A 21,564-nucleotide genomic window follows, 5' to 3' on the forward strand; every position below is an offset into this window, starting at 1 on the left:
CGCAAGAAAACACGCTCAGGCCGAGGCCCTGCGCGGCAGGCCCAGCTTGACGATGCCGCTCGACAGCGCCACGCCGCAGACGATGACGCCCGCGCAGATCAGCATCCACTGCGTGATGTTTTCCCCGAGGAACACCGCGCCGTAGAACAGCGCGAACACCGGCACCAGGAAGGTCACGGTCAGCGCGCGGGCCGGCCCGGCGCGTTCGATCAGACGGAAGAACAGGATGTAGGCGACGCCCGTGCAGGCGATGCCCAGCGCCAGCAGCGCCAGCCACGCGCGCAGGCTGGGCATCTGCGCGGGCCAGAGCCAGAAGGCGGGAATGGCGAGGAACAGCGTGGCACCGATCTGGCTGCCGGTGGCGGTGGTCAGCGCGGGCACGCCGCCCAGGTGAGCGCGCGTGGCGCTGGCCGAGATGCCGTAGCACAGGCATGCGCCTAGGCAGGCCAGTACCGCGAGGAGCGCGGCATGCCCGCTGGCGCCCGCATGCAGGCCGGCGCTGCGGCTCGCGAGCATGGCGACGCCGGCAAAGCCGATCGCGAGACCGATGAGGCGCGATCCGTTCGGGCGCTCGCGGAACCAGGCCCACGCCACGAGCGCGCCGAACATCGGCGTGGTGGCGTTGAGCACGGCGGCCAGGCCGGTGTTGATGGTCAGCAGCGCGAAGCAGAACAGCGCGAACGGCATGCCCGAATTGAAGACGCCGACCGTGAAGCTGGCCTTCCAGTGCTTCGCCAGGGATGGCCCCTGGCCGCGCAGCAGTGCGATGGGCAGCAGGAACAGCGCGGCGATCGCCACCCGCACCGCCGCCGTCGGCAGCGCACCGAACTCCGCCGCGCCGATGCGCATGAAGAGGAAAGACGCGCCCCAGAGCGCGCCCAGCAGCACGAGGTCGATGAGCCAGGCGCTGGGTGCAAGGGGCTTGGTGGCGGCGATGTTGTTGTTCGTAGGGGTCATGCGTCTTTCGCTCTGCTTCTTGTGGATGCTCAGAGCGCTCCCTCGAGTTCGAGCAGGGCGGTCTTGCGTTCGAGCCCGCCAGCGTAACCGGTCAGCGAACCGTCGGCACCGAGCACGCGGTGGCAAGGCACGATCACGCTGATCGGGTTGCGCCCCACGGCTGCGCCCACCGCGCGCACCGCGGCCGGATTGCCCACGTTCATGCTCAGCTTGCCGTAGCTCGTGGTGGCGCCGGCCGGAATGGCCAGCAGCTCCTGCCACACGCTCTGCTGGAAGGCGGTGCCGTGCGACAGGTCGAGCTTCATGTCGAAGCGCTCGCGCTTGCCGGCGAAGTAGTCGCGCAGCTGGGCGGCCGCCTCGGCGAGCGCGGGATGGTCGTCCTTCGTGATCCAGCCCGCGGTGTCGGGCCAGTGGCGCTGCTGGTCGAACCAGACGCCGGCCAGGCCCCGGTCGGTGGCCGCCATCGTGATGCCGCCGAGCGGCGTGTCGATGTGCGAGGTGTAGATGACTTTGCTCTTGAACTTCATGACATTTCAGGCGGTGAGGCCTGCCGTAGTGATGAGAGGGGATTCCGTGATCGCCACGTCGGTGGCGGCCACGGCAGGAGAAGGAGAAGAGGGCGCGTGCCACGCCCGCAGCACCGCATAGCTGCGCCACGGCCGCCAGGCTTGCGAGGCCTCGCTGGCCGCGCGCGCGGTGGTCACGCCCAGCGCCTTCTGCAGCGCAACGTCGCCGGCCGGGAAGGCGTCGGGCCAGCGCAGCGCGCGCATGGCGATGTACTGCGCGGTCCACGCGCCGATGCCGGGCAGCTCCTGCAGCGCGGCGATGGTCGAGGGCACATCCGCGCCCGCATGCAGCGCCAGCTTGCCGGCCGCGACCTCGCGCGCGATGGCGTGCAGCGCCGTCTGCCGCTGGCGCACGATGCCGAGCTGGCCCAGTGCGTCGCCGCTCGCGTCGGCAATGGCCACGGGCGTGGGAAACAGGCGATCCAGTCCTTCGACGGGCGTCGCAAGCGGCTCGCCGAAGGCCTCGACCAGCCGCGAGCCCAGCGTGCGCGCTGCGGCCACCGTGATCTGCTGGCCCAGCACCGCACGCACCGCCAGCTCGAAGCCGTCGACCGCGCCGGGCACGCGCAGTCCGTCGCCATGCGGAAAGGCCGCATGCAGCGCCGCATTGATGGCCATCGGCTCGGCGTCGAGGTCGAACAGCGCGCGGGCGCGGCTGATGACGATCGGCAGTACCGCGGCCAGCGAATCGCTGATCGACAGCAGCACCTGTTCGCGCTCGAGGTCGAAGCGCAGCTGCAGCCAGCCTGCGTGCGCCTGTCCGCCCTGCTGGATGCGCAGCGTGCGGGTGAGCTTCACGTAAGTGGGCGTGCTGCCCTTGGCGGGCTCCTTGCCGTCCGATGTCGAGACGACTTCGACGCCGCGCAGCGCACGGCGCGCGAAGAAGCCGAGCATGGCGTTGGCGTCATAAGGCGGACGAAAGCCCAGCCGTACCTCGATGGCCCTGCCTTCGCCGCCCTCGGCCGTGGCGCCGCCGGCGCGCCGCAGGGCGCTCGGGTTCAGGCCGTAGTGTTCGAGGAAGGCCGCATTGAAGCGCCGCACGCTCGCGAAGCCGCTGGCCAGCGCCACCTGCGTCATCGGCAGGCGGGTGTCGGCAATGAGCTGCTTGGCGGCCAGCAGCCGGCGCGTCTGCAGGTACTGCAGCGGGGACACGCCGAACTGCACCTCGAAGATGCGCCGCAGGTGGCGGTCGCTCACGCCGAGCCGCGCCGCGATCTGCGCCGCGCCCGGGCCGTCCTCCGACCACGCGTCGGGCTCGTCGATCAGTCGTGCCGCCTGCAGCGCGAGGATGCGAGAGGCGTCCTCGGTCGACCAGGTGGCCGCGCGCGGCGCGAGTTCGGGCCGGCAGCGCAGGCAGGGGCGAAAGCCCGCGGCCTCGGCCTGCGCCGCGTGGCGGAAGAACCGGCAGTTCTCGCGCCGCGGCAGCTTGACGCGGCAGACCGGGCGGCAATAGATGCCGGTGGAGGTCACGGCGGTGAAGAACGACCCGTCGAAGCGCGCATCGTGCGTCTTCATCGCCAGGTAGCAGGCGTCGCTCTCGAGCGCTTCGGTGGAGGTGTGGCTGGTGGGCATGGGGAAATGATACGGTTTCGACTCGTTTCAACTGGCCGTTTTCGGACATGTGGGCGCCCGGAGCCTTGCCTACAATGCCTCGTTCCAAAAACCAACAGGGAAACGCCTTTCATGCAGCTCAGCGCGTCCATCTTCAAGGCCTATGACATTCGCGGCGTCGTGCCCGTCACTCTCGATGCGGAGGTGGCCGAAGCGCTCGGCCGGGCCTTCGGCAGCGCCGCCCGCGCCGCCGGCGAGAAGTCCGTGGCCGTGGGACGCGATGGCCGCCTGTCGGGCCCCGTGCTGGCCGAGGCGCTGATCAAGGGCCTCGTCGCCACCGGCGTCGAGGTGATCGACGTGGGCGCCGTCACCACCCCGATGCTGTACTTCGCGGCCCACACGCTGTGCACGAGCGGCATCCAGGTCACCGGCAGCCACAACCCCAAGGACTACAACGGCTTCAAGATGGTGCTGGCTGGGCGCGCGATCTACGGCGACGAGATCCAGGGCCTGCGCAAGACCATGGAAGCCGGCACCGCGCAACTCGCCCCCGGCGGCAGCGTGCGCAAGGTCGACGTGACCGAGGCCTACGTGAAGCGCATTGCCGGCGACATCAAGCTGGCACGCCCGATGAAGATCGTGGTCGATTCGGGCAACGGCATCGCGGGTGCATCGGCCCCGGCCATCTTCCGCGCCATCGGCTGCGAGGTGACCGAACTGTTCAGCGAAGTCGACGGCGACTTCCCCAACCACCATCCCGATCCGAGCAAGCCCGAGAACCTCAAGGACCTGATGGCCGCGCTGGCCGCGGGCGATGCCGAACTGGGCCTGGCCTTCGACGGCGACGGCGACCGCCTGGGCATCGTCACCAAGGACGGCCAGAACATCTTCCCCGACCGCCAGATGCAACTCTTTGCGCAGGACGTGCTGTCGCGCGTGCCGGGCGGCACCATCGTCTACGACGTGAAGTGCTCGCAGCGCCTGGCGCCGGCCATCGAGGCCGCGGGCGGCGTGCCGATGATCTTCAAGACCGGCCATTCGCTCATCAAGGCGAAGATGAAGGAAATCGATTCGCCGCTGGGCGGCGAGATGAGCGGCCACATCTTCTTCAAGGAGCGCTGGTTCGGCTTCGACGACGGCACCTATGCGGGCTGCCGGCTGCTCGAAATCCTGAGCAAGAGCCCGAACGCGAGCGAGGTGCTCAACGCGCTGCCCACCAGCTTCTCGACGCCCGAACTGAACGTGCCCTGCGCCGAAGGCGAGCCGCACACCGTGGTCGACAAGCTCGTGAAGGGCGCGAGCTTCGCGGCCCCGGCCAAGGTCTCGACCATCGACGGCCTGCGCGTCGACTGGCCAGATGGCTTCGGCCTGATCCGCGCATCGAACACCACCCCCGTGCTCGTGCTTCGCTTCGAAGGCCAGACCGATGCCGCGTTGAAGCGCATCGAAACCGAGATGCTCGCGCTGCTGCGTACGGCCAAGCCCGACGCCAAGCTCGCCGAAGCGTCCCACTGAGCCTGTGCGTTCCCTGCTGCTGCGCCTCTACGGCGTCTTCACCACCGTTGTGCAACCGCTTGTGCGCCGCAAGCTGCGGCGCCGCGCGGAGGCCGAGCCGGGCTATGGCGTGGCCGTGGAAGAGCGCTTCGGCCATTACGACGAAGCCACCACCGGCAAGGCCCAATGCTGGGTGCATGCGGTTTCCCTCGGGGAGACGCGCGCGGCCGCCATCCTGATCGCCGAGCTGCGCAGGCAGTACCCGGGCATCCCGATCCTGCTCACGCACGGCACCGCCACCGGCCGTGAAGAAGGCGCCAAGCTGCTCGAACCGGGCGACACGCAGGTCTGGCAGCCGTGGGACACACCGGGCGCGGTGGCGCGTTTCCTGGATCGCTTCGAGCCGCGCATCGGCGTGCTGATGGAGACCGAGGTCTGGCCCGAAATGGCCGCCGCCTGCGCCGAGCGCCGCATTCCGCTGGTGCTGGCCAATGCGCGGCTCAACGAGAAATCGCTGGCCGCGGCCGAACGGCTCGCATGGCTCGCGCGGCCCGCCTACTCGGCCCTCGCGGCCGTGTGGGCGCAGACCGAGGCCGATGCGCACCGGCTGGTGTCGCTCGGCGCCAAGGTGGCCGGCATCTACGGCAACCTCAAGTTCGACGCCACGCCCGACGTGCGCCAGCTGAACGCGGCCGTTTCGCTGCGCGAGCACCTGCCGCGGCCGATGGTCGTGCTCGCGAGTTCGCGCGACGGCGAGGAGCGGATGCTGCTCGAAGTGCTCAAGCGCTTCGGCGCGACCTCGCCCGTGCCGCCGGAGCAGGGCGCGATCCGCTCGATCGCCAAGCGCGTGCACGACGTGCAATGGATGATCGTGCCGCGCCATCCGCAGCGCTTCGACGAAGTGGCGGCGCTGATCGAGGCCGAAGGCTTCGCCGTGGCGCGCCGCAGCGCGGCGGGCCAGCCGGCCGAGGCAGAGATCTGGCTCGGCGATTCGCTGGGCGAGATGGCGCTGTACTACGGCCTGGCCGACGTGGCGCTGCTGGGCGGCAGCTTCGAGCCGCTGGGCGGGCAGAACCTGATCGAGCCGGCCGCCTGCGGCTGCCCGGTGGTCATGGGACCGTCGACCTTCAACTTTGCCGAGGCGGCGCAGCTGTCGCTGGCGGCCGGTGCATCGCTGCGCGTCGAGAACATGGAGCAGGCTGTGACGGCCGCGCTGAAGCTGGTCGAGAACCCCGAGCGCCGCGCCACGATGGCGCAGGCCGCGCTGGCGTTCTCTTCGTCGAATCGCGGGGCGGCCGAGCGCACGGCCGCCGCGGTGCTCGCGATCGCGCAGGCGGCGGAGCCTGTGGCGTCGGGACTCGCGCCGCTCGAAAGCGAGCCGCCGCGCGCCGAACCCACACTCGACTGAGTTTGCATGGCTCCTTCCCCCTCTGGGGGAAGGCTGGGATGGGGGCAAGCGCCCAATGAGCGCCATGATTGGCCCAAGGCCGTCGTGCCCCCACCCCAACCCTCCCCCGGAAGGGGAGGGAGAAAGAATTTCAGCGCACCGGCGGATTGAGGATCACCGGCGGCACCGGTGCCGTCGGCATCGTCGGCGCCGGCGGATTGAACGGCGGTACCGGCACCGGCGGAATCACCGGGATGCTCGGCGGCGTCACGGCAGGCGTCGTTATGTTGCGATCCGGCCCCGTGGCCGGAGGCACCGCCGGCACGCTGCCGCTGCTCGCCAGCGTCGCGTTGATCGCGTTCATGTCGTCGATCGTCAGCGTGCCGTTGGCCTGGCGCAGCTTCAGGTTGCCCAGCAGCACGTTGTAGCGCGCCTGCGCGAGGTCGCGCTTGGTCTGGAACAGCTGGCTTTGCGAATTCAGCACGTCGATGTTGATGCGCACGCCCACCTGGTAGCCCAGCCGGTTGGCATCGAGCGCGCTCTGGCTCGAGGCCTCGGCCGCTTCCAGCGCCTTCACCTGCCCCGCACCCGAGACGAGCCCGAGGTACGCCGCGCGCGTGGCCTGCGCCACGCTGCGCTTGGTGCCGTCGAGCACGCTGCGCGACTGGTCCTCGAGCGCCAGCGTTTCCTTGATGCGGTTCTCGGTGGCGAAGCCGGCGAACAGCGGCAGGTTGAACGTGACGCCGACCGTGGCCGCGTTGATGCGCGTGCCCACGGTGCTCGTGCTGGTGCCCGTCGGGTTGCGCGTGACGTTGTAGCCCAGGTTGGCGTCGAGCGTGGGCTTGTGGCCGGCCTTGGCCTTCTCCACTTCGAGCCCGGCCACGTCGAGCCCCAGGCGGGCCTGCTGGATGGCGGGGTGCACCTCGTCGGCCTGCGTGACCCAGGCGTTGATGTCCGCGGGCATGGCGGTGGGCAGCACCACCGGCACCCGCAGCGGCACCGGCACGCTGCCGGGACGGCCGACCAGCTGGTCGAGCACCACCTTCTTCACCTGCAGGTCGTTCTCGGCCGCGATTTCCTGGGCGATCACCAAGTCGTAGCGCGCCTGCGCTTCGCGCGAGTCGGTGATGGTGGAGGTGCCGACCTCGAAGTTGCGCTTGGCCGATGCCAGCTGCTCGGCCACGGCGACCTTCTGCGCGCGCACGAGCGCCAGGCTGTCCTGGCTCGCGAGCACGTCGAAGTACGCCTGGCTCACACGCACGATCAGGTCCTGCTCGGCAATGGTGAGCACCGCCTGTGCGATGTCGGCCTGGCGCTTGCCCTGCTCGTAGGTGGCCCAGTTGGCCGGCCGGTACAGCGGCTGCGTGGCGTTGATGCCGACGTTCTGCGTGTTGAAGTCGCGCGGCGTGGTGGTGCCGCGGCCGGCGCCGGTGAGGGTTTCGATGTCGAGATCGCTGCGCGTCACGCCGGCCGTGAGTCCCACGGCGGGCAGGATGCCGGCCTTGGCTTGCGCGGCGCGCGCGATGCTGGCGTCGTACTGGGCCCGTGCGCCCTGGTAGGTGGCGTCGAAGCCGCGGGCGGATTCATAAAGTTCGTTCAGTGTCTGGCTCTGGGCCGGCGATGCGAGCAAGGCTGCGAAGATGCTTGCGAGCGCTGCGGAAAGAGGCGAAAGCCGGGGCCTGGAAGGCATTGAACGTCCTTGGAGAAAGAATCAGTAGCGCGGCACGGAAGGGTCGTGCTGCGAAGACCAGGCGTCGATGCCGCCCGCCACGTTGGCGAGCTGGTCAAAGCCGTTCTGGTTCAGGAAAGCGGCCACGCGCTGGCTGCGTGCGCCGTGATGGCACAGGCAGGCAATTCGAAGTCCGGGCTGGCCGTCGTTCAGCTCGGCCAGCCGCCCGGGAATCTCGTTCATCGGAATCGCGACCAGGGTGAAGCCCTGGGGCACGACGCTCGCCGTCTGCAGTTCCCAGGGTTCGCGCACGTCGAGCAGCACGGGGGTGGCGTCGGCGTCCTGGGCGAACCAGGCGGCAAGGTCGGTGGGGCGGACTTGGTCGATCATTCGGTGGACCGCCCGTTCAGAACGAGAAGCGCGAGGGCTCGGGGAAGTTCAGCAGCCGTGGGGCCACGGTGTCCCAGGGCTGGACCGTGTCCCACTTGCTTTCGCTCGTGCGGGTGACGAAGTGGGCGCGCATCATCGGCTCTTCGCCCACGATGGCCGAGAGGCGGCCGCCGACCTTGAGCGAACCCAGCAGGTTCTGCGGAATGCGAGCGACCGAGCCGCTGAGCACGATCACGTCGAAGCTCGGGCCGCTGGGCAGCGGTACGGCGCCGTCGGCATGGCGCACTTCGACGTTGGTCACGCCGTTCTGGCGCAGCGTCTCGGCGGCGCGGGCGGCCAGCACGGGGTTGATTTCGAGCGTCAGCACCTGGGCGGCGCGGGCGCCCAGCAGGGCGGCCATGAAGCCGGAGCCGGTGCCGATCTCGAGCACCGATTCATGCTTCTGGATGTGCAGGTCCTGCAGCGTGCGGGCCTCGACCTTGGGCGACAGCATGATCTCGCCGGGCACGGAGCCGTCGAGCAGCGGCAGTTCCATGTCGAAGAACGACAGCGTGCGGTGCGCGTCGGGCACGTAGTCTTCGCGGTGGATTTCGGCCAGCAGTTCGAGGATGTCGGTATCCAGCACATCCCAGGGGCGGATCTGCTGTTCGATCATGTTGAAGCGCAGGCGCTCGAGGGTGGGGGTGGGGTTCATGGCGTGGCTTTCCTTGTGGGCTCAGGACAAACCTTCAATTTTAGGCGTCGCCGATGACGCCTCCGCCGCGGTCGGCCTTCCGGGGCGCACGCAGAGTCCGTTGATCACCACCTCGGCCTGGGTGGCGAGGTATTTTTCGGGGTCGAGGGCCGATTCGCCGTCGACGCAGACCATGGCTGAATGCTTCCAGAGCATGAGGAAGACCATGGGTGCCACCACCGAGTAGATCGCGTGGTCGACGTCCATCGGAGCGAACTCGCCGCTGTCGATGCCGCGCTGGAAAATGCGCCGCAGCAGCTCGTGGCCGGGGCGGACCACTTCGCGACGGTAGAACTCCGCCAGATCGGGAAAGTTGGCGCCCTCGCTCATCATGAGCTTGGTCAGGCCCGAGGCCTGGGTCATGCCGACGCGTTCCCACCACACTCTCATGCAGTAGCGCAGCATGTCGGCCGTGGTGCCCTCGAAAGCCGCGAATTCGGCGTTCCACTCGGTGAAACGGCCGCCGAGGCTTTCCATGACGACGGCCTTGAACAGCTCTTCCTTGCTCGGGAAATAGAGAAAGAGGGTGCCCTTGGAGACGCCGGCGCGCACCGCTACTTCCTCTGAGCGGGTGGCGGCAAAGCCTTTTTCGACGAACAGGTCGAGTGCGGCGGCCAGCAGTTCGCCGGGGCGCGCCTCTTTGCGGCGCTCGCGCTTGGCGCGCACCGGGCAGATGATCTTGTCGACGAAGGAACGGGGCGGGGACATGGGATGTTAATGACTCGCGGGTTAGTAATGTAGTGACCGATATCCGTCACGTCAAGCCGCCACAATACCGGGCTCATCCTTTTCCAACCTCCCGGAGCCGCACCATGTCCACTTCATCGCCGCCCACCGAAACCATCGTGCTCGGCGGTGGCTGTTTCTGGTGCACCGAGGCGGTGTTCGACCGGGTGCAGGGCGTGCTGGACGTGGAGTCGGGCTATTGCAACGGCCAGGCCGTCAATCCGACCTACGAGCAGGTCTGCACCGGCCGCACCGGCCACGCCGAGGTGGTGAAGCTCGAATTCGACCCCGCGCAGATCAGCCTGCGTGAAATCCTCGAGATCTTCTTCGTCGTGCACGACCCGACCACGCTCAACCGCCAGGGCAATGACGCCGGCACCCAGTACCGCAGCGGCATCTACTACACGAGCGACGCGCAGAAGCAGGTGGCCCAGGAGGTCATCCGCGAGATCGGGGCCAGCAAGACCTACAGCTCGCCTGTCGTGACCGAGGTGGCGCAGCTCGCCAACTACTCGGCGGCCGAGGCCTACCACCAGGACTACTTCCTGAACAACCCGAACCAGGGCTACTGCGCGTTCGTCGTGGGACCGAAGGTCGAGAAGTTCCAGAAGACCTTCGCGTCGCGCGTCAAGGCCTGAGCGCCGATCGGTACCTCGCCCCGTGCATCTCTCCATCCGCCAGCCTCGGACCCGTTCGACCCGCGCGCTCGTCATCGCGCTGATGGTCGCGGTGTGGTTCGCGGGCACGCTCGGGTTGATGCACCGCTCGCTGCACGTGCCGGGCCTGCCGGCCGCCGCGGCGCAGGCTGGCCACAAGCATGCCGTCCCCCAGCTGGCCAGCCTGTTCGGCGAACACAACGACGCCGAGTGCCGGCTGTACGACCAGCTCTCGCACGGATCCGGCGTGCCCGGCGTGCCGCTGGTGGTGCTGCCGATGCTGCTGCCGTCGGCCGTCTTTGCTTTCCTGCAGGGCGAAGCCGTCGCCCGCTGGGTCGCGCTGTTCGACGCGCGCGGCCCGCCTTCCACTCGCTGAATCCCCTGTGTTCCGGCTGCTGCACCCGCTTCCCGCGCGGGCGGCGGCCGGTCGTTTCCCGATTCAACGAGTGTTCCTTCATGACTCCCAAATTCCGTCGCAACGCCATCGGCGTTGCCGTTCTTTCGCTCGCCTCCTTCGCAAGCATGGCCCAGGACCAGGCGCAGGTTCAGGCCCAACCCGCCGACGCCGCCAGCCTGCGCGAGGTCACCGTCACCGGCAATCCGCTCGGCGCCTCCGAACTGATCGCGCCCACCACCACGCTGTCGGGTGACAAGCTGCTGCTGCGCTCCCAGTCGACGCTCGGCGAAACGCTGGACAACGTGCCCGGCGTGAGCAGCAGCTACTTCGGCCCCAACGCCAGCCGCCCGATCATCCGCGGCCAGGACGGCGACCGAATCCGCATCCTGCAGAACGGCGGCGGCGCACCCGATGCCTCCGCGCTGAGCTACGACCACGCGGTGCCTGTCGATGCGCTGGTCACCGACCGCATCGAAGTGCTGCGCGGCCCGTCGGCGCTGCAGTACGGCGGCAGCGCTGTCGGCGGCGTGGTCAACGTGATCGACAACCGCATTCCTTCGGAGCCGATCAACGGCTTCGGCGGCCGCGCCGACCTGGGCTATTCCACCGGCAACAAGGAGAAGAATGGCGGCGTGGTGCTCGAAGGCGGCAACGACCGCTTCGCACTGCACGTCGACGCCTTCAACCGCGACTCGAAGGACGTCTCGGTGCCGATCACCCTCGAATGCAGCAAGCCCGGCTCGCCGTGGACGGCGCGCAAGATCTGCAACTCGGCCAACGAGGCGCACGGCGGCGCGCTCGGCGGCACGATGTTCTTCGACCAGGGCTACATCGGCGCCTCGGTCGGCACTTACCGCAGCACCTACGGCACCGTGGCCGAGGACGACGTCACCATCGGCATGAAGTCCGACCGCTATGCGCTCGAAGGCGAGTGGCGCCCGGGCGGCTTCATCAGCAGCATCCACGCCAAGCTGAGCCACACCGATTACCGCCACACCGAGTTCGAGGGCGGCACGCCCGGCACCACGTTCTCGAACATGAGCAACGACCTGCGCATCGAGGCGCGCCACCAGAAGATCGGCAACTTCGAGGGCCTCGTCGGCTTCAGCAGCGAAACCAACCGCTTCGCCGCCGATGGCGAAGAGGCCTTCGCGCCGCACAGCCGCACGCGCTCCAATGCGCTGTTCATGTACGAGGAGTACGGCACTTCGTGGGGCCGGCTGAGCTTCGGCGCGCGCACCGAGCAGGTCCGCATCCGATCGCTGGGCTATCCGGACGATCCGACGGTCACGCGCTTTGCGGTCGGCGAGCGCACCTTCAACCCGCACAGTGCGGCCTTCGGTGCTCTGGTCAACCTCGCGCCTCAGTGGCAGCTGACTTCGAACCTCGCCTACACCGAGCGCGCGCCGAAGGACTACGAACTGCTGGCCAACGGCCCCCACGTGGCGACCGCCGCGTGGGAGGTGGGCGACCCGAACCTGAAGAAGGAAAAATCGACGGGGCTGGACCTGGGCGCGCAATGGAAGTCGGGGCCCAACACGGCGCGCGTCAACGCCTACGTCACGCGCTTTCGCAACTACATCGGCCTGACGGCATCGGGGCGCAGCCTCGATGAAGAGGGCAACGTGGCCGAGCCCGGCGCCACCGATACGCTGGCCGAGTACGTCTACAGCGGCGTGCGTGCACGCTTCACCGGCATCGAGGCCAACGGCAACCTGCGCCTGCTGGGCAGCGAAGGCTTCGCGCGCATGGACGACGCCGGCACGCTGGACCTCGAATGGCGCGGCGACATCGTGCGCGCGAAGAACCTCGACACCGGCGAGCCGCTGCCGCGCATCGCGCCGCTGCGCCTTGGGGCGACGCTGGCCTATGCCAACGGCCCGTGGGGCGCGCGCTTCGGCTTCGACTACAACGCGGCGCAGCACCGCATTCCGTCGGTGGGTGCGCGCGAGACCGATGCCTACACGCTGTGGAACGCCGCCATCACCTACCGCATGAAGGTGCAGCGCGCCAACCTCACCTGGTACGCGCGCATGGACAACATCACGAACAAGCTGGCCTACAGCGCGACGTCGATCCTGACGACCACGGTGTATCCGAACGCGCCGTTGCCCGGGCGCACGCTGAAGGTCGGTTTGCGCGTGACGTTCTGATCTTGTCTTGCTCCCTCCCCCGTTGGGGGAGGGCAGGGGTGGGGGGCAAGCGGCCTTTGACAGGGCCATGGCTCCTGCGAGTGCCGCCTGCCCCCATCCCGACCTTCCCCCAGAGGAGGAAGGAGCAAGGCACTCACTGGGCTATCCTCGCCGAGTGAATTCCTTCGTCATCTCCTCCCTGCTCCCCGTCGTCCTGCTCATCGCCGCGGGCTACCTCGCCGGCAAGCGCCGATGGATCGGCGGCAATGCGGTGAAGGACCTGTCGCATCTCATCTTCCTGCTGCTCGCGCCCGCGCTGCTGTTCCGCGCCATGAGCACGGTGCACGTCGAGCAGCTGAGCCTGAAGCCGGTGGCGGCGTATTTCGTTGCTTCGGGCCTGCTGTTCGCGGCCACGCTGGCGCTGCGCGGATTCAATCGCACCGCGGCGGTGATCGCGCTGGCCAACACGTACAGCAACACGGTGATGATCGGCATCGCGTTGATCGGCCTGGCGTATGGCGAGGCGGGCATGGTGGTGCTGCTCACGCTGATCTCGCTGCATTCGCTGGTGCTCCTGACCAGCGCCACGGTGGTGCTGGAGCTGGCCGTCGCGCGCGAGCACGTGGGTGTCGGTGGCGAAGACAAGCGCCCCTCGATGGCACGCACCGTGATGCGTGCGCTGCGCAACGCCATCATCCACCCCGTGCCGCTGCCGATCATCGCGGGCCTGTTGTTCGCGCAGACCGGGCTGGTCATGCCCGAGTTCATCGACAAGCCGATCCAGTTGCTCGGCCAGGCCTTCGGCCCCATCGCGCTGGTGATGGTGGGCATCACGCTCGCGCTCACACCCATCGGCCGGCATTGGCGCGGCGCGCTGATGCAGGCGCTGGTGAAGAACCTGCTGCATCCGCTGCTGGTGGCCGTCATCGGTTGGCTGCTGGGCGTGCGAGGCATTCCGCTCACGGTGATGGTGGTGGCGGCGGCGCTGCCGATCGGCGCCAACGTGTTCCTCTTTTCGCAGCGCTACCGCACGGCCGAAGACCTGGTGACGGCCAGCGTCGCGATGTCGACGGTGCTGGGGCTCGCCACGCTACCGCTCGTGATGGTCTGGGTGCAGTGGTTGCCCTGAGCCCTTCGGTTGTCTCTTCGTAGAGCCTCGCAGACTTTCGCCTTAGCGCGGTTCGCCGCACGCCTATGCCGTTCGGCAGGGTGGCCGTTTGGAGAGATGGCGCGCGGCCTCTGCCGCCCTACATTTGCCGGCTGATGATTCACCCGGCGCGCTCTTCGCCCCTTCTTGCTATGGCGGTGGTCGCGACGACGATCGCCGCGCTGCAAGTTCGCCCCGCGCAGGCCACAGGCGAGGCCAGGCCGTGCCGCACGCCGTGCCTGTCGGCGAACGTGCCGCGCGAGCCCGCCGAGCCGCCGCCCGCCGAGAAGGCTGAAAGGGCCGACGAGGGGCCGTCGAAGCCGAGGCCGGTGATCAGGACGCGCACACAGCCAGCCGCGTCGGCACCGCCGCCGGTGCAACGGGAAGCGGCGGTATCAAAGCCTGCGCCGTCGAAGCGCTGCAGCGAGATCAACATGCGCGCCGCCGTGGGCGAGCCGCTGTCGGACCAGGACATGAAGACATTGAGGAGCCAATGCTGATGACGACCATCGCCACCCAACGAGTCCGCCTGGCGCTGCGCGCGCTCGCGCTGTGCGCCGCCGTGCTTGCCGCCGCCTGCGCGCACCGCCCCGCGCCGGGCAACGCCATGCCCTTCGACCAGGCCGTGAACCAGGCGGTGGACGACCTGATGGTGCAGACGCAGAAACTGCCGGCCTTCCTGGCCAAGGTGGAGTCGACGCTCACGCAGCGCCGCATCGTGATCGACCCGCTGCTCGAAGGCGCGAGCGGCCAGCAGACCGAGGTGACGCGCGTGGCCGAGCAGCGCATCGTGCAGCGCATGCAGGCGCAGTTCAGGCAGTTCACCGTCACGCCCTTCAACGCGAGCGAGATCGGCAGCGCGCAGTACGTGCTCAATGGCACGCTGGTGCGCGACAGGGACGCTTCGGGCGCACCGTACCGACTGAACCTTGCGCTGACCGAGATCCGCAGCGGCATGGTGATCGCGCAGTCGGTCACGCGCATCAGCGATGCCACGCTCGACACACGGCCCACCGCCTTCTTCCGTGACAGCCCGGTGAATGGCAAGGACCGCGGCGTCGAGGGCTACATCCGCACCGCCGAGACCCAGCCCGGCCAGGCCGCGGACGCGCTGTACCTGGAGCGCCTGCCGACCTCGACCGTGCTGCAGGAGGCCACCGCCGCCTACGAGGCCGGCCGCATGAGCGAGGCGCTCGGCCGCTACGAGGCTGCATCGAAGCGGCCCGACGGCCAGCAGCTGCGCATCTACAGCGGGCTGTACCTCACGCAGTCGCAACTCGGCCGCACGGCCGATGCCGAGAAGACCTTCGGCACCATCGCGCGGCTGGGCCTCGAAACCAACAACCTGAGCGTGAAGTTCCTGTTCAAGCCGGGCTCGACCGACTTCCTCGCCGATCCGAAGATCAGCGCTGCCTATCCGATGTGGCTGCGCCAGATTGCGCGGCAGGCGGCGCAGATCGATTCGTGCGTGGTGGTCACGGGCCACACGAGCCGCACGGGCTCGGAGGCGGTGAACGAGCGGCTGTCGCTGCAGCGCGCAGTGAGCGTGAAGACCCGGCTGGTGGGCGAGGCGGCGCCCCTGTCGAAGAAGCTGCGGGAATCGGGCATGGGCTTCCGCGAGAACATCGTCGGTACGGGGGCGGACGATGCGAGCGACGCGCTGGACCGGCGCGTCGAGTTCAAAGTCGTGAGTTGTGAGGCCTGACGACGATCCGCCTCACGGAGCCAGGCGCTCGCGCACCCAGTCGCTACCGTCGAGCCGGTAGCGCAGCCGGTCATGCAGCCGGCTCTTGCGGCCCTGCCAGAACTCCCAGCGGTCGGGCACCAGCCGGTAGCCGCCCCAGTGCGGAGGGCGCGGCGGCGAGAGCATGTGCTTGGCCGCAGCAACGGCGGCGTTCTTCACCAGCACGTCGCGTCCGCTGATCACCTCGCTCTGCGGACTGGCCCAGGCGCCGATGCGCGAGTCGAGCGGGCGGCTCGCGAAGTAGGCGTCGCTCTCTTCGGCGCCTGCCTTCTCGACGCGGCCCTCGATGCGCACCACGCGCTCGAGTTCGACCCAGTGGAACTGCAGCGACGCATACGGATTGCCCGACAGCTCGCGGCCCTTGCGGCTCTCGTAGTTGGTGTACCAGACGATGCCGCGCGCGTCGTAGCCCTTGATGAGCACGATGCGGCTGGACGGCCGCAGGTCGCTGCCCACGGTGCACAGCGTCATCGCATTGGGCTCGGGCACCTGCGCGTCGATGGCTTCGGTGAGCCAGCGCTCGAACTGCTTCAGCGGATCGCCGGCGCTGTGGGCTTCGCCGAGTTCGGCGCGCTCGTAGCTCTTGCGCAGCGCCGCCAGTGCGTCATTGGAGAGGGGGGAGGTCATGCCGGGATTGTTGCGCACATACTCGGCCCATGACGACCATGAAGGTGAATTCCCCGGTGGTGATCGTGCTGGCCTCGGGCCGCGGCGAACGCTTCATCGCGGCCGGTGGCACGGGCTCGAAGCTGAAGGCGTTGCTCGCCGGCAGGCCGGTGCTGGAGCGCACGCTCGACGCGGTGCGCGCCAGCGGCCTGCCATGGCACGTGGAAGATGCGGGGCACCCCGGCATGGGCGATTCGATCGCGGCCGCAGTGCGCGCAACGCCCGATGCGGCGGGTTGGCTGATCCTGCCGGGCGACCTGCCGCTGGTGCAGCCCGCGACGCTGCAGGCTGTTGCAGCAGCCCTGGGCGGCCGGGTGAATGCCGTGCAGCCGCAGTACCAGGGCGAGCGCGGCCATCCGGTGGGCTTTGCCGCCGGGTGCGGTGCGCAACTCGCCATGCTGGAGGGAAGTCTGGGCGCATCGTCCATCCTGCGGTCGATGCGTGCCATCGATTCGGTGGCCGACCTGGTGGTGGACGACGTCGGCGTGATCACCGACATCGACACACCCGAGGCGCTGGCGCAGGCCGAGACGCTGTGGCTGGCGCGCGAGGGCGCCTAGCTTTTGCCGCCCGTTTCGATCAGGGCTTGGTGATCACCGCACAGGCGATGCGCGGGCCCGAGTTGCCTGACGGCTGCGTCGTGAAATCGTCGCGGTCGCGATGCACCACCAGGGCGCGGCCCACCACGTTGTTGGCGGCGCCGTCCGTCAGCGAGATCGAGTGGTCTTCCACGCTGAAGCGGGCCACGCCGCTGGCATCGGCCACCAGGCTCGGCAGTTCGCCGGCATGGCTGCCCGCGGCGGCGAACTTGCCGTGCGTGCCGCCGGTCGGATTGAAGTGGCCGCCCGAGGCGTCGCCGTTGTTGCCGCAGTCGCCCTTCTCGTGGATGTGGAAGCCGTGCTCGCTGCCCGGTGCCAGCCCGCGCACTTCGCCCGACACGCGCACGCCGTGGTCGAGCGCGGCGAAGGTCACCGTGCCGCGCGTCGGGTTGGGCGTGATGGCGCCGGTCGGCACCAGCTCGACGGCGGTGCTCGGCTTGCCGCCCATGCTGCCGCAGGCGGCGAGAAGGGCGCAGGCGAGGAGGGCGGCGCCGGCGGCGGCGAGACGACGTTGGGTCATGTGTTTTCCTTGGATGATTCGGAAGGTTGGGAAGAAGAGTTCGAAGACCCCGGAACATATACCGGAGGCTGCGGCGCCCCGCAATCGGCGGCGGCCTCGGTTTGCTGCTGGCGCTGCTGTTCCTGAACGGCGGCCAGCGCCACCAGGCGGGCCAGCGCCGCGTCGTGGATCGAGTGGCGCTGCAGTTCGAGCAGCGTCTGGCGCGCGTAGTCGAGCGAAGTTCCGTAGCGGCCGACGGCGTTGGCGAAGATGTGGCGGTAGCGCTCGTCGCTGAGCTCGCCCGTGAAGTTGGGGCTGCGCCGCGACAGCGTGAACGCCAGCGCGCGCACAGGCCCTTCGGCCGTGCCGCAGCGCAGCCATTTCGGGTCGTACACGCCAGTCGGCATCTCGCGCAGCCAGAGCCGGCGCAGCGTTTCCAGACCCTCGGCCCTGGGCACGCGGAACACCATGCCACGGCAGCTGCCGCCCGAGAGCAGTCCGAACACGAGGCCGGGCACCTGGACGCTGCCGCGGTTCACGCGGCTCCACATCTTCAGCGCGCGATGCCAGCCGCGCACCCAGGCCTGGCGCCGCTCGACGAAGTCGAACTCGGGCCGCCAGATCAGCGAGCCATAGCCGAAGAGCCAGAGATCCTCATGCCCGCCCCAGTCGGCGATGGCGCGCTCGAGCATCGGCTGCGGATCGCGCAGGGGTTTGGGCATGGGGTCGAGTCCCGGCGGACCGGGGTTCGGCGCAGGGTCCGACATGGGGATGCCGGGACCGCCGCCTACAATTTCCTGATCATGGTTCACCGCACCATTATTTACCTACCCCTTCCCTATGGAGCAAGATCCCCGATGAGCGATGACGACAGCCAGCAGAATTTCATCCTCGGATTCGTCATGGCGCTGATCGCCCTGGTGATCTTCTTCGTGGTCGGCATCGTGCTCTGGCACAGGGGCCACAACCCGGCGGTCGCGCAGGCCGCCGCCGCTCCCGCGGCGGTGGTGGTCTCGGCGCCGGCCCCCGGCGCCGCGCCCAAGGTGGCCGAGGTCACCGAGACCGTGACAGTCACGATCCCCGACGGCGCAAGCATCCGCGTGGTCGACGGCGTGGTGAACTTCTACTTCGCGACCGGCAGCGCCGACCTCGCACCCGGCGCCGCCGAGGCCCTGGCCGCGGTCATCAAAGGCGTCGAGAGCGGCCGCAAGGCGGTGGTCTCGGGCTTCCACGACACCACCGGCGACGCCGCCATCAACGAACAGCTCGCGAAGAAGCGCGCCGAGATGGTGCGCGACGTGCTCGTGGGCCTGGGCGTGCCCGCGGCCAAGGTCGACCTGCAAAGGCCCGCCGTGACAGCCGGCTCGGGCAACGATGCCGAGGCGCGCCGCGTCGAGGTGAAGCTGGTGGACTGAGCGTCGCGCGCATCGGCTGCAAGAGCAGAAGAAGCCCGGTGACGCCGGGCTTTTTCATGGGTGCTGCAGGGGCGCGGATGAGTGGATTCGTATTGGCGGGCACCCGGATTTCATCGGGCTTTCGTGCCCGGCTTGTTACCATGGGTCTCCAGGCCCACAGCCGCCCTGGCGGCACGCAGCAAGAGCCACCGACCCCATGAGCAGCAGCACACACCCCATCGTCCGCGACGTCACCGATCGCATCCGCGAGCGCAGCAAGGGGCTGCGCAGCGCGTACCTCTCCCGCCTCGCCGAAATCCGCGACCGCGACCGCGGCTCAGACCGCATGGGCTGCGCCAACGTGGCGCACGCCGTGGCCGGCATCCCGGCGAACGACAAGTTCCGCGTGGTGGCCGAGCGCGCGCCCAACATCGGCATCGTCACCGCCTACAACGACATGCTCTCGGCCCACGCGCCGTACCAGGGCTACCCCGACATCATCAAGCACGAGGCCCGCCGACTCGGCGCCACCGCGCAGGTGGCCGGCGGTGTGCCCGCCATGTGCGACGGCGTCACGCAGGGCACGCCCGGCATGGAACTGAGCCTGTTCAGCCGCGACCTGATCGCCATGAGCACGGCCGTCGCGCTCACGCACGACATGTTCGACAGCGCGCTGCTGCTCGGCGTGTGCGACAAGATCGTGCCGGGCCTGCTGATCGGCGCGCTGCACTTCGGCCACCTGCCGACCGTGTTCGTGCCCGCCGGCCCGATGCCCTCGGGCCTGTCGAACAATGCCAAATCGAAGGTGCGCGAGCAGGCGGCGCAAGGCCTCGTGGGCCGCCAGGGCCTGCTCGACGCCGAGATGGCGGCCTATCACACGATGGGCACCTGCACCTTCTACGGCACCGCCAACAGCAACCAGATGCTGCTCGAGGCCATGGGTCTGCACGTGCCCGGCACTGCCTTCATCCAGCCCGGCGACGCGATGCGCGAAACGCTCACGCGCGAAGCGGTGCGCACCGTGCTGGGCAAGGCGAGCGACATTTCCTTCCAGTGCCCGCCCATCGGCGAGATGGTGGACGAGCGCTGCATCGTCAACGCCATGGTCGCGCTGCTGGCCACGGGCGGCTCCACCAACCACCTGATCCACTGGGTGGCCGTGGCGCGCGCCGCCGGCATCGTGATCGACTGGGACGACTTCTCGAAGCTCTCCGATGTGGTGCCGCTGCTGAGCCGCGTGTATCCCAACGGCAGCGCCGACGTGAACGAGTTCCAGGCCGCGGGCGGTCCCGGCCTCGTGATCGGCGAACTGGTCGACGCCGGCCTCATGCATGCCGACGTGCTGACGGTGCGCGCGGGCGGCATCCGCGAATACGCGAACATCCCGGCGCTGGCGGGTGATGGCGCCGAACAGCGCCTGCAATGGAGTCCCGCGGCGCCGCTGAAGAACGAAGCCATCACACGCACGGTCGCGAATCCGTTCAGTGCCACTGGCGGCCTCAAGCTGCTGGGCGGCAACCTCGGGCGCAGCGTCATCAAGGTGTCCTCGGTGCCCGACGATCGCCATGTCATCGAAGCGCCCGCGCGCGTGTTCGACTCGCAGGCCGCGCTGCACAAGGCCTTCACCGCCGGCGAACTCGAGCGCGACGTGGTCTGCGTGGTGCGCTGGCAGGGCCCGCAGGCCAACGGCATGCCCGAGCTGCACAAGCTCACGCCGCCGCTGTCGGTGCTGCAGGGCAAGGGATTCCGCGTGGCGCTGGTCACCGACGGCCGCATGAGCGGCGCGTCGGGCAAGATACCGGCCGCCATCCACGTCTCGCCCGAAGCGGCTGCGGGCGGCCCGCTCGCCAAGGTGCGCGACGGCGACCTGATCCGCCTCGATGCGGTAGCGGGTACGCTGGCCGTGCTGCTGCCCGAAGACGAATGGGCCGCGCGCGAAACCGCGACGCTGCCCGAAGCGCAGCGCATCGCCGATGGACACGGCCTCGGCCGCGAACTGTTCGCCGGCATGCGCCGCAATGCACTCACTGCCGAAGAAGGAGCCTGCTCATGGCTGTAATCGGGCTCGCCCCCAGGCTGCGCGTGCTTCGTGCCGCTTCGCCTTCCCCCTTCCGGGGACAACACCGGTGGCCCGGCAAAAGCCCGTTCCGCGGTGTTTCTGGAATTGAGCACCGCGATTTTCAGGATCGCGGATGTGCTTGAAGTAATGGAGCTATGAAATGACAAAGAAACTCACCGCCCTCGAAGTCATGCGCGATGCGCCGGTCATTCCGGTCATCGTGCTGAACGACGTGAAAGACGCCGTCCCTCTCGCTCGCGCACTGGTGGCTGGCGGCATCCGCATGCTCGAAGTCACGCTGCGCACGCCGCAGGCGCTGCAGTGCATCGAAGCCATCGCCAGGGACGTTCCCGAGGCCGTGGCCGGCGCCGGCACCATCCGCAGCGCGGCCGATGCCCAGGCCTCGGCGCTGGCCGGCGCGAAGTTCGGCGTGAGCCCGGGCTACACGCGTGCGGTCGGCAAGGCCTGCCACGACCTCGGCCTGCCGCTGCTGCCCGGCGTGGCCACCGGCAGCGAGATCATGATGGCGCAGGAAGACGGCTACACCCAACTCAAGTTCTTCCCCGCGCTGCAGGCCGGCGGGCTGCCGATGCTCAAGGCCTGGCAGGGTCCGTTCGGCGACGTCACCTTCTGCCCGACGGGCGGCATCCAGGCGGGCAACGCGGCCGAGTTCCTCGCGCTGTCGAACGTGGCCTGCGTGGGCGGTTCGTGGATCGTGCCGACCGACGCGATCCGCGAAGGCGACTGGGCCCGCATCGAGCAACTGGCACGCGCCGCGAGCCAGCTGCCGCGCTGATC

At 69.1% G+C, this 21,564-nt stretch carries 22 protein-coding genes; 11 read left to right on the forward strand and 11 right to left on the reverse strand.

The features are described 5' to 3' along the window. Positions 1-15: 15 nt before the first annotated feature. The 3 genes from AC1DFC_RS02140 to AC1DFC_RS02150 are packed head-to-tail and all read right to left on the reverse strand — an operon-like array spanning position 16 to position 3,095. Complete coding sequence (locus tag AC1DFC_RS02140) at positions 16-957, reverse strand: DMT family transporter (protein WP_413331311.1); 942 nt, start codon at positions 955-957, stop codon at positions 16-18. 29 nt (positions 958-986) lie between these two features. Continuing rightward, complete coding sequence (locus AC1DFC_RS02145; RefSeq protein ID WP_478178619.1) at positions 987-1,484, reverse strand: methylated-DNA--[protein]-cysteine S-methyltransferase; 498 nt, start codon at positions 1,482-1,484, stop codon at positions 987-989. A 6-nt stretch (positions 1,485-1,490) separates the two neighbouring features. Continuing rightward, entirely contained in the window at positions 1,491-3,095 is a 1,605-nt protein-coding gene (locus AC1DFC_RS02150; RefSeq protein WP_478178620.1) for a DNA-3-methyladenine glycosylase 2 family protein, read from the reverse strand. Positions 3,096-3,206: 111 nt separating this feature from the next. Between AC1DFC_RS02150 and AC1DFC_RS02155 the strand changes: the two genes are divergently transcribed. Both AC1DFC_RS02155 and AC1DFC_RS02160 read left to right on the forward strand, forming a co-directional pair. Further along, positions 3,207-4,589, forward strand: a complete 1,383-nt coding sequence (locus AC1DFC_RS02155; RefSeq protein WP_007829466.1) for a phosphomannomutase/phosphoglucomutase — start codon at positions 3,207-3,209, stop codon at positions 4,587-4,589. Positions 4,590-4,593: 4 nt separating this feature from the next. After that, positions 4,594-5,976, forward strand: a complete 1,383-nt coding sequence (locus tag AC1DFC_RS02160) for a 3-deoxy-D-manno-octulosonic acid transferase (RefSeq protein ID WP_007829468.1) — start codon at positions 4,594-4,596, stop codon at positions 5,974-5,976. Between the two features lie 130 nt (positions 5,977-6,106). Here the strand turns inward: AC1DFC_RS02160 and AC1DFC_RS02165 are convergent, their stop codons facing one another. From AC1DFC_RS02165 to AC1DFC_RS02180, 4 genes are read right to left on the reverse strand one after another with little or no spacing between them, the layout of a single operon-like run. Beyond that, a complete protein-coding gene (locus tag AC1DFC_RS02165; RefSeq protein ID WP_413334830.1) occupies positions 6,107-7,645 on the reverse strand; it encodes a TolC family outer membrane protein in 1,539 nt (512 codons plus the stop codon). Positions 7,646-7,666: 21 nt separating this feature from the next. After that, positions 7,667-8,014 (reverse strand): rhodanese-like domain-containing protein, encoded by a 348-nt coding sequence (locus AC1DFC_RS02170; RefSeq protein WP_007829472.1) that lies wholly within the window; start codon positions 8,012-8,014, stop codon positions 7,667-7,669. 16 nt (positions 8,015-8,030) lie between these two features. Further along, complete coding sequence (locus AC1DFC_RS02175; RefSeq protein ID WP_413334826.1) at positions 8,031-8,708, reverse strand: protein-L-isoaspartate O-methyltransferase family protein; 678 nt, start codon at positions 8,706-8,708, stop codon at positions 8,031-8,033. A gap of 21 nt (positions 8,709-8,729) precedes the next feature. Next, positions 8,730-9,455 (reverse strand): TetR/AcrR family transcriptional regulator, encoded by a 726-nt coding sequence (locus AC1DFC_RS02180; protein ID WP_007829476.1) that lies wholly within the window; start codon positions 9,453-9,455, stop codon positions 8,730-8,732. Between the two features lie 104 nt (positions 9,456-9,559). Here AC1DFC_RS02180 and msrA point away from each other — a divergent pair, with 104 nt between their 5' ends. From msrA to AC1DFC_RS02200, 4 genes are all read left to right on the forward strand, one after another. Beyond that, complete coding sequence (msrA, locus tag AC1DFC_RS02185) at positions 9,560-10,111, forward strand: peptide-methionine (S)-S-oxide reductase MsrA (RefSeq protein WP_478178621.1); 552 nt, start codon at positions 9,560-9,562, stop codon at positions 10,109-10,111. Between the two features lie 22 nt (positions 10,112-10,133). Continuing rightward, positions 10,134-10,505 carry a hypothetical protein gene (locus tag AC1DFC_RS02190; RefSeq protein ID WP_042672802.1) on the forward strand — a complete coding sequence of 124 codons (372 nt, stop codon included), beginning with the start codon at positions 10,134-10,136 and terminating at the stop codon, positions 10,503-10,505. Positions 10,506-10,585: 80 nt separating this feature from the next. Further along, the gene (locus AC1DFC_RS02195) at positions 10,586-12,679 is read left to right on the forward strand and encodes a TonB-dependent receptor (RefSeq protein WP_478178622.1); all 2,094 of its coding nucleotides are present in this window, start codon (positions 10,586-10,588) and stop codon (positions 12,677-12,679) included. Positions 12,680-12,833: 154 nt separating this feature from the next. Continuing rightward, a complete protein-coding gene (locus tag AC1DFC_RS02200; protein WP_478178623.1) occupies positions 12,834-13,787 on the forward strand; it encodes an AEC family transporter in 954 nt (317 codons plus the stop codon). 139 nt (positions 13,788-13,926) lie between these two features. Here AC1DFC_RS02200 and AC1DFC_RS02205 read toward each other — a convergent pair whose 3' ends face one another. Beyond that, a complete protein-coding gene (locus AC1DFC_RS02205; RefSeq protein WP_413314702.1) occupies positions 13,927-14,280 on the reverse strand; it encodes a hypothetical protein in 354 nt (117 codons plus the stop codon). Positions 14,281-14,304: 24 nt separating this feature from the next. On the opposite strand from AC1DFC_RS02205, the gene AC1DFC_RS02210 reads away from it, so the two are divergent. After that, positions 14,305-15,510, forward strand: a complete 1,206-nt coding sequence (locus tag AC1DFC_RS02210) for an OmpA family protein (protein ID WP_413314701.1) — start codon at positions 14,305-14,307, stop codon at positions 15,508-15,510. A gap of 12 nt (positions 15,511-15,522) precedes the next feature. On the opposite strand, the gene pdxH is transcribed toward AC1DFC_RS02210, so the two are convergent. Continuing rightward, entirely contained in the window at positions 15,523-16,176 is a 654-nt protein-coding gene (pdxH, locus tag AC1DFC_RS02215; protein WP_007829484.1) for a pyridoxamine 5'-phosphate oxidase, read from the reverse strand. 38 nt (positions 16,177-16,214) lie between these two features. Between pdxH and AC1DFC_RS02220 the strand changes: the two genes are divergently transcribed. After that, entirely contained in the window at positions 16,215-16,775 is a 561-nt protein-coding gene (locus AC1DFC_RS02220; RefSeq protein WP_478178690.1) for a nucleotidyltransferase family protein, read from the forward strand. Positions 16,776-16,794: 19 nt separating this feature from the next. Here the strand turns inward: AC1DFC_RS02220 and AC1DFC_RS02225 are convergent, their stop codons facing one another. After that, entirely contained in the window at positions 16,795-17,334 is a 540-nt protein-coding gene (locus tag AC1DFC_RS02225) for a superoxide dismutase family protein (protein ID WP_007829486.1), read from the reverse strand. Beyond that, on the reverse strand, positions 17,331-18,035 hold the full coding sequence (locus tag AC1DFC_RS02230; RefSeq protein ID WP_478178624.1) for a gamma-glutamylcyclotransferase: 705 nt from the start codon (positions 18,033-18,035) through the stop codon (positions 17,331-17,333). Before AC1DFC_RS02230 ends, AC1DFC_RS02225 begins: the two co-directional genes overlap by 4 nt. Before the next feature lie 135 nt (positions 18,036-18,170). Between AC1DFC_RS02230 and AC1DFC_RS02235 the strand changes: the two genes are divergently transcribed. The 3 genes from AC1DFC_RS02235 to eda all read left to right on the forward strand — a co-directional run bounded on the left by AC1DFC_RS02235 (position 18,171) and on the right by eda (position 21,562). Continuing rightward, complete coding sequence (locus AC1DFC_RS02235) at positions 18,171-18,728, forward strand: OmpA family protein (protein ID WP_007829488.1); 558 nt, start codon at positions 18,171-18,173, stop codon at positions 18,726-18,728. Positions 18,729-18,924: 196 nt separating this feature from the next. Beyond that, complete coding sequence (gene edd / locus AC1DFC_RS02240) at positions 18,925-20,766, forward strand: phosphogluconate dehydratase (RefSeq protein WP_007829489.1); 1,842 nt, start codon at positions 18,925-18,927, stop codon at positions 20,764-20,766. A 160-nt stretch (positions 20,767-20,926) separates the two neighbouring features. Beyond that, on the forward strand, positions 20,927-21,562 hold the full coding sequence (gene eda / locus AC1DFC_RS02245; RefSeq protein WP_007829490.1) for a bifunctional 4-hydroxy-2-oxoglutarate aldolase/2-dehydro-3-deoxy-phosphogluconate aldolase: 636 nt from the start codon (positions 20,927-20,929) through the stop codon (positions 21,560-21,562). Positions 21,563-21,564: the final 2 nt, after the last annotated feature.

Source organism: Variovorax sp. 10L421 (genome assembly GCF_056395365.1).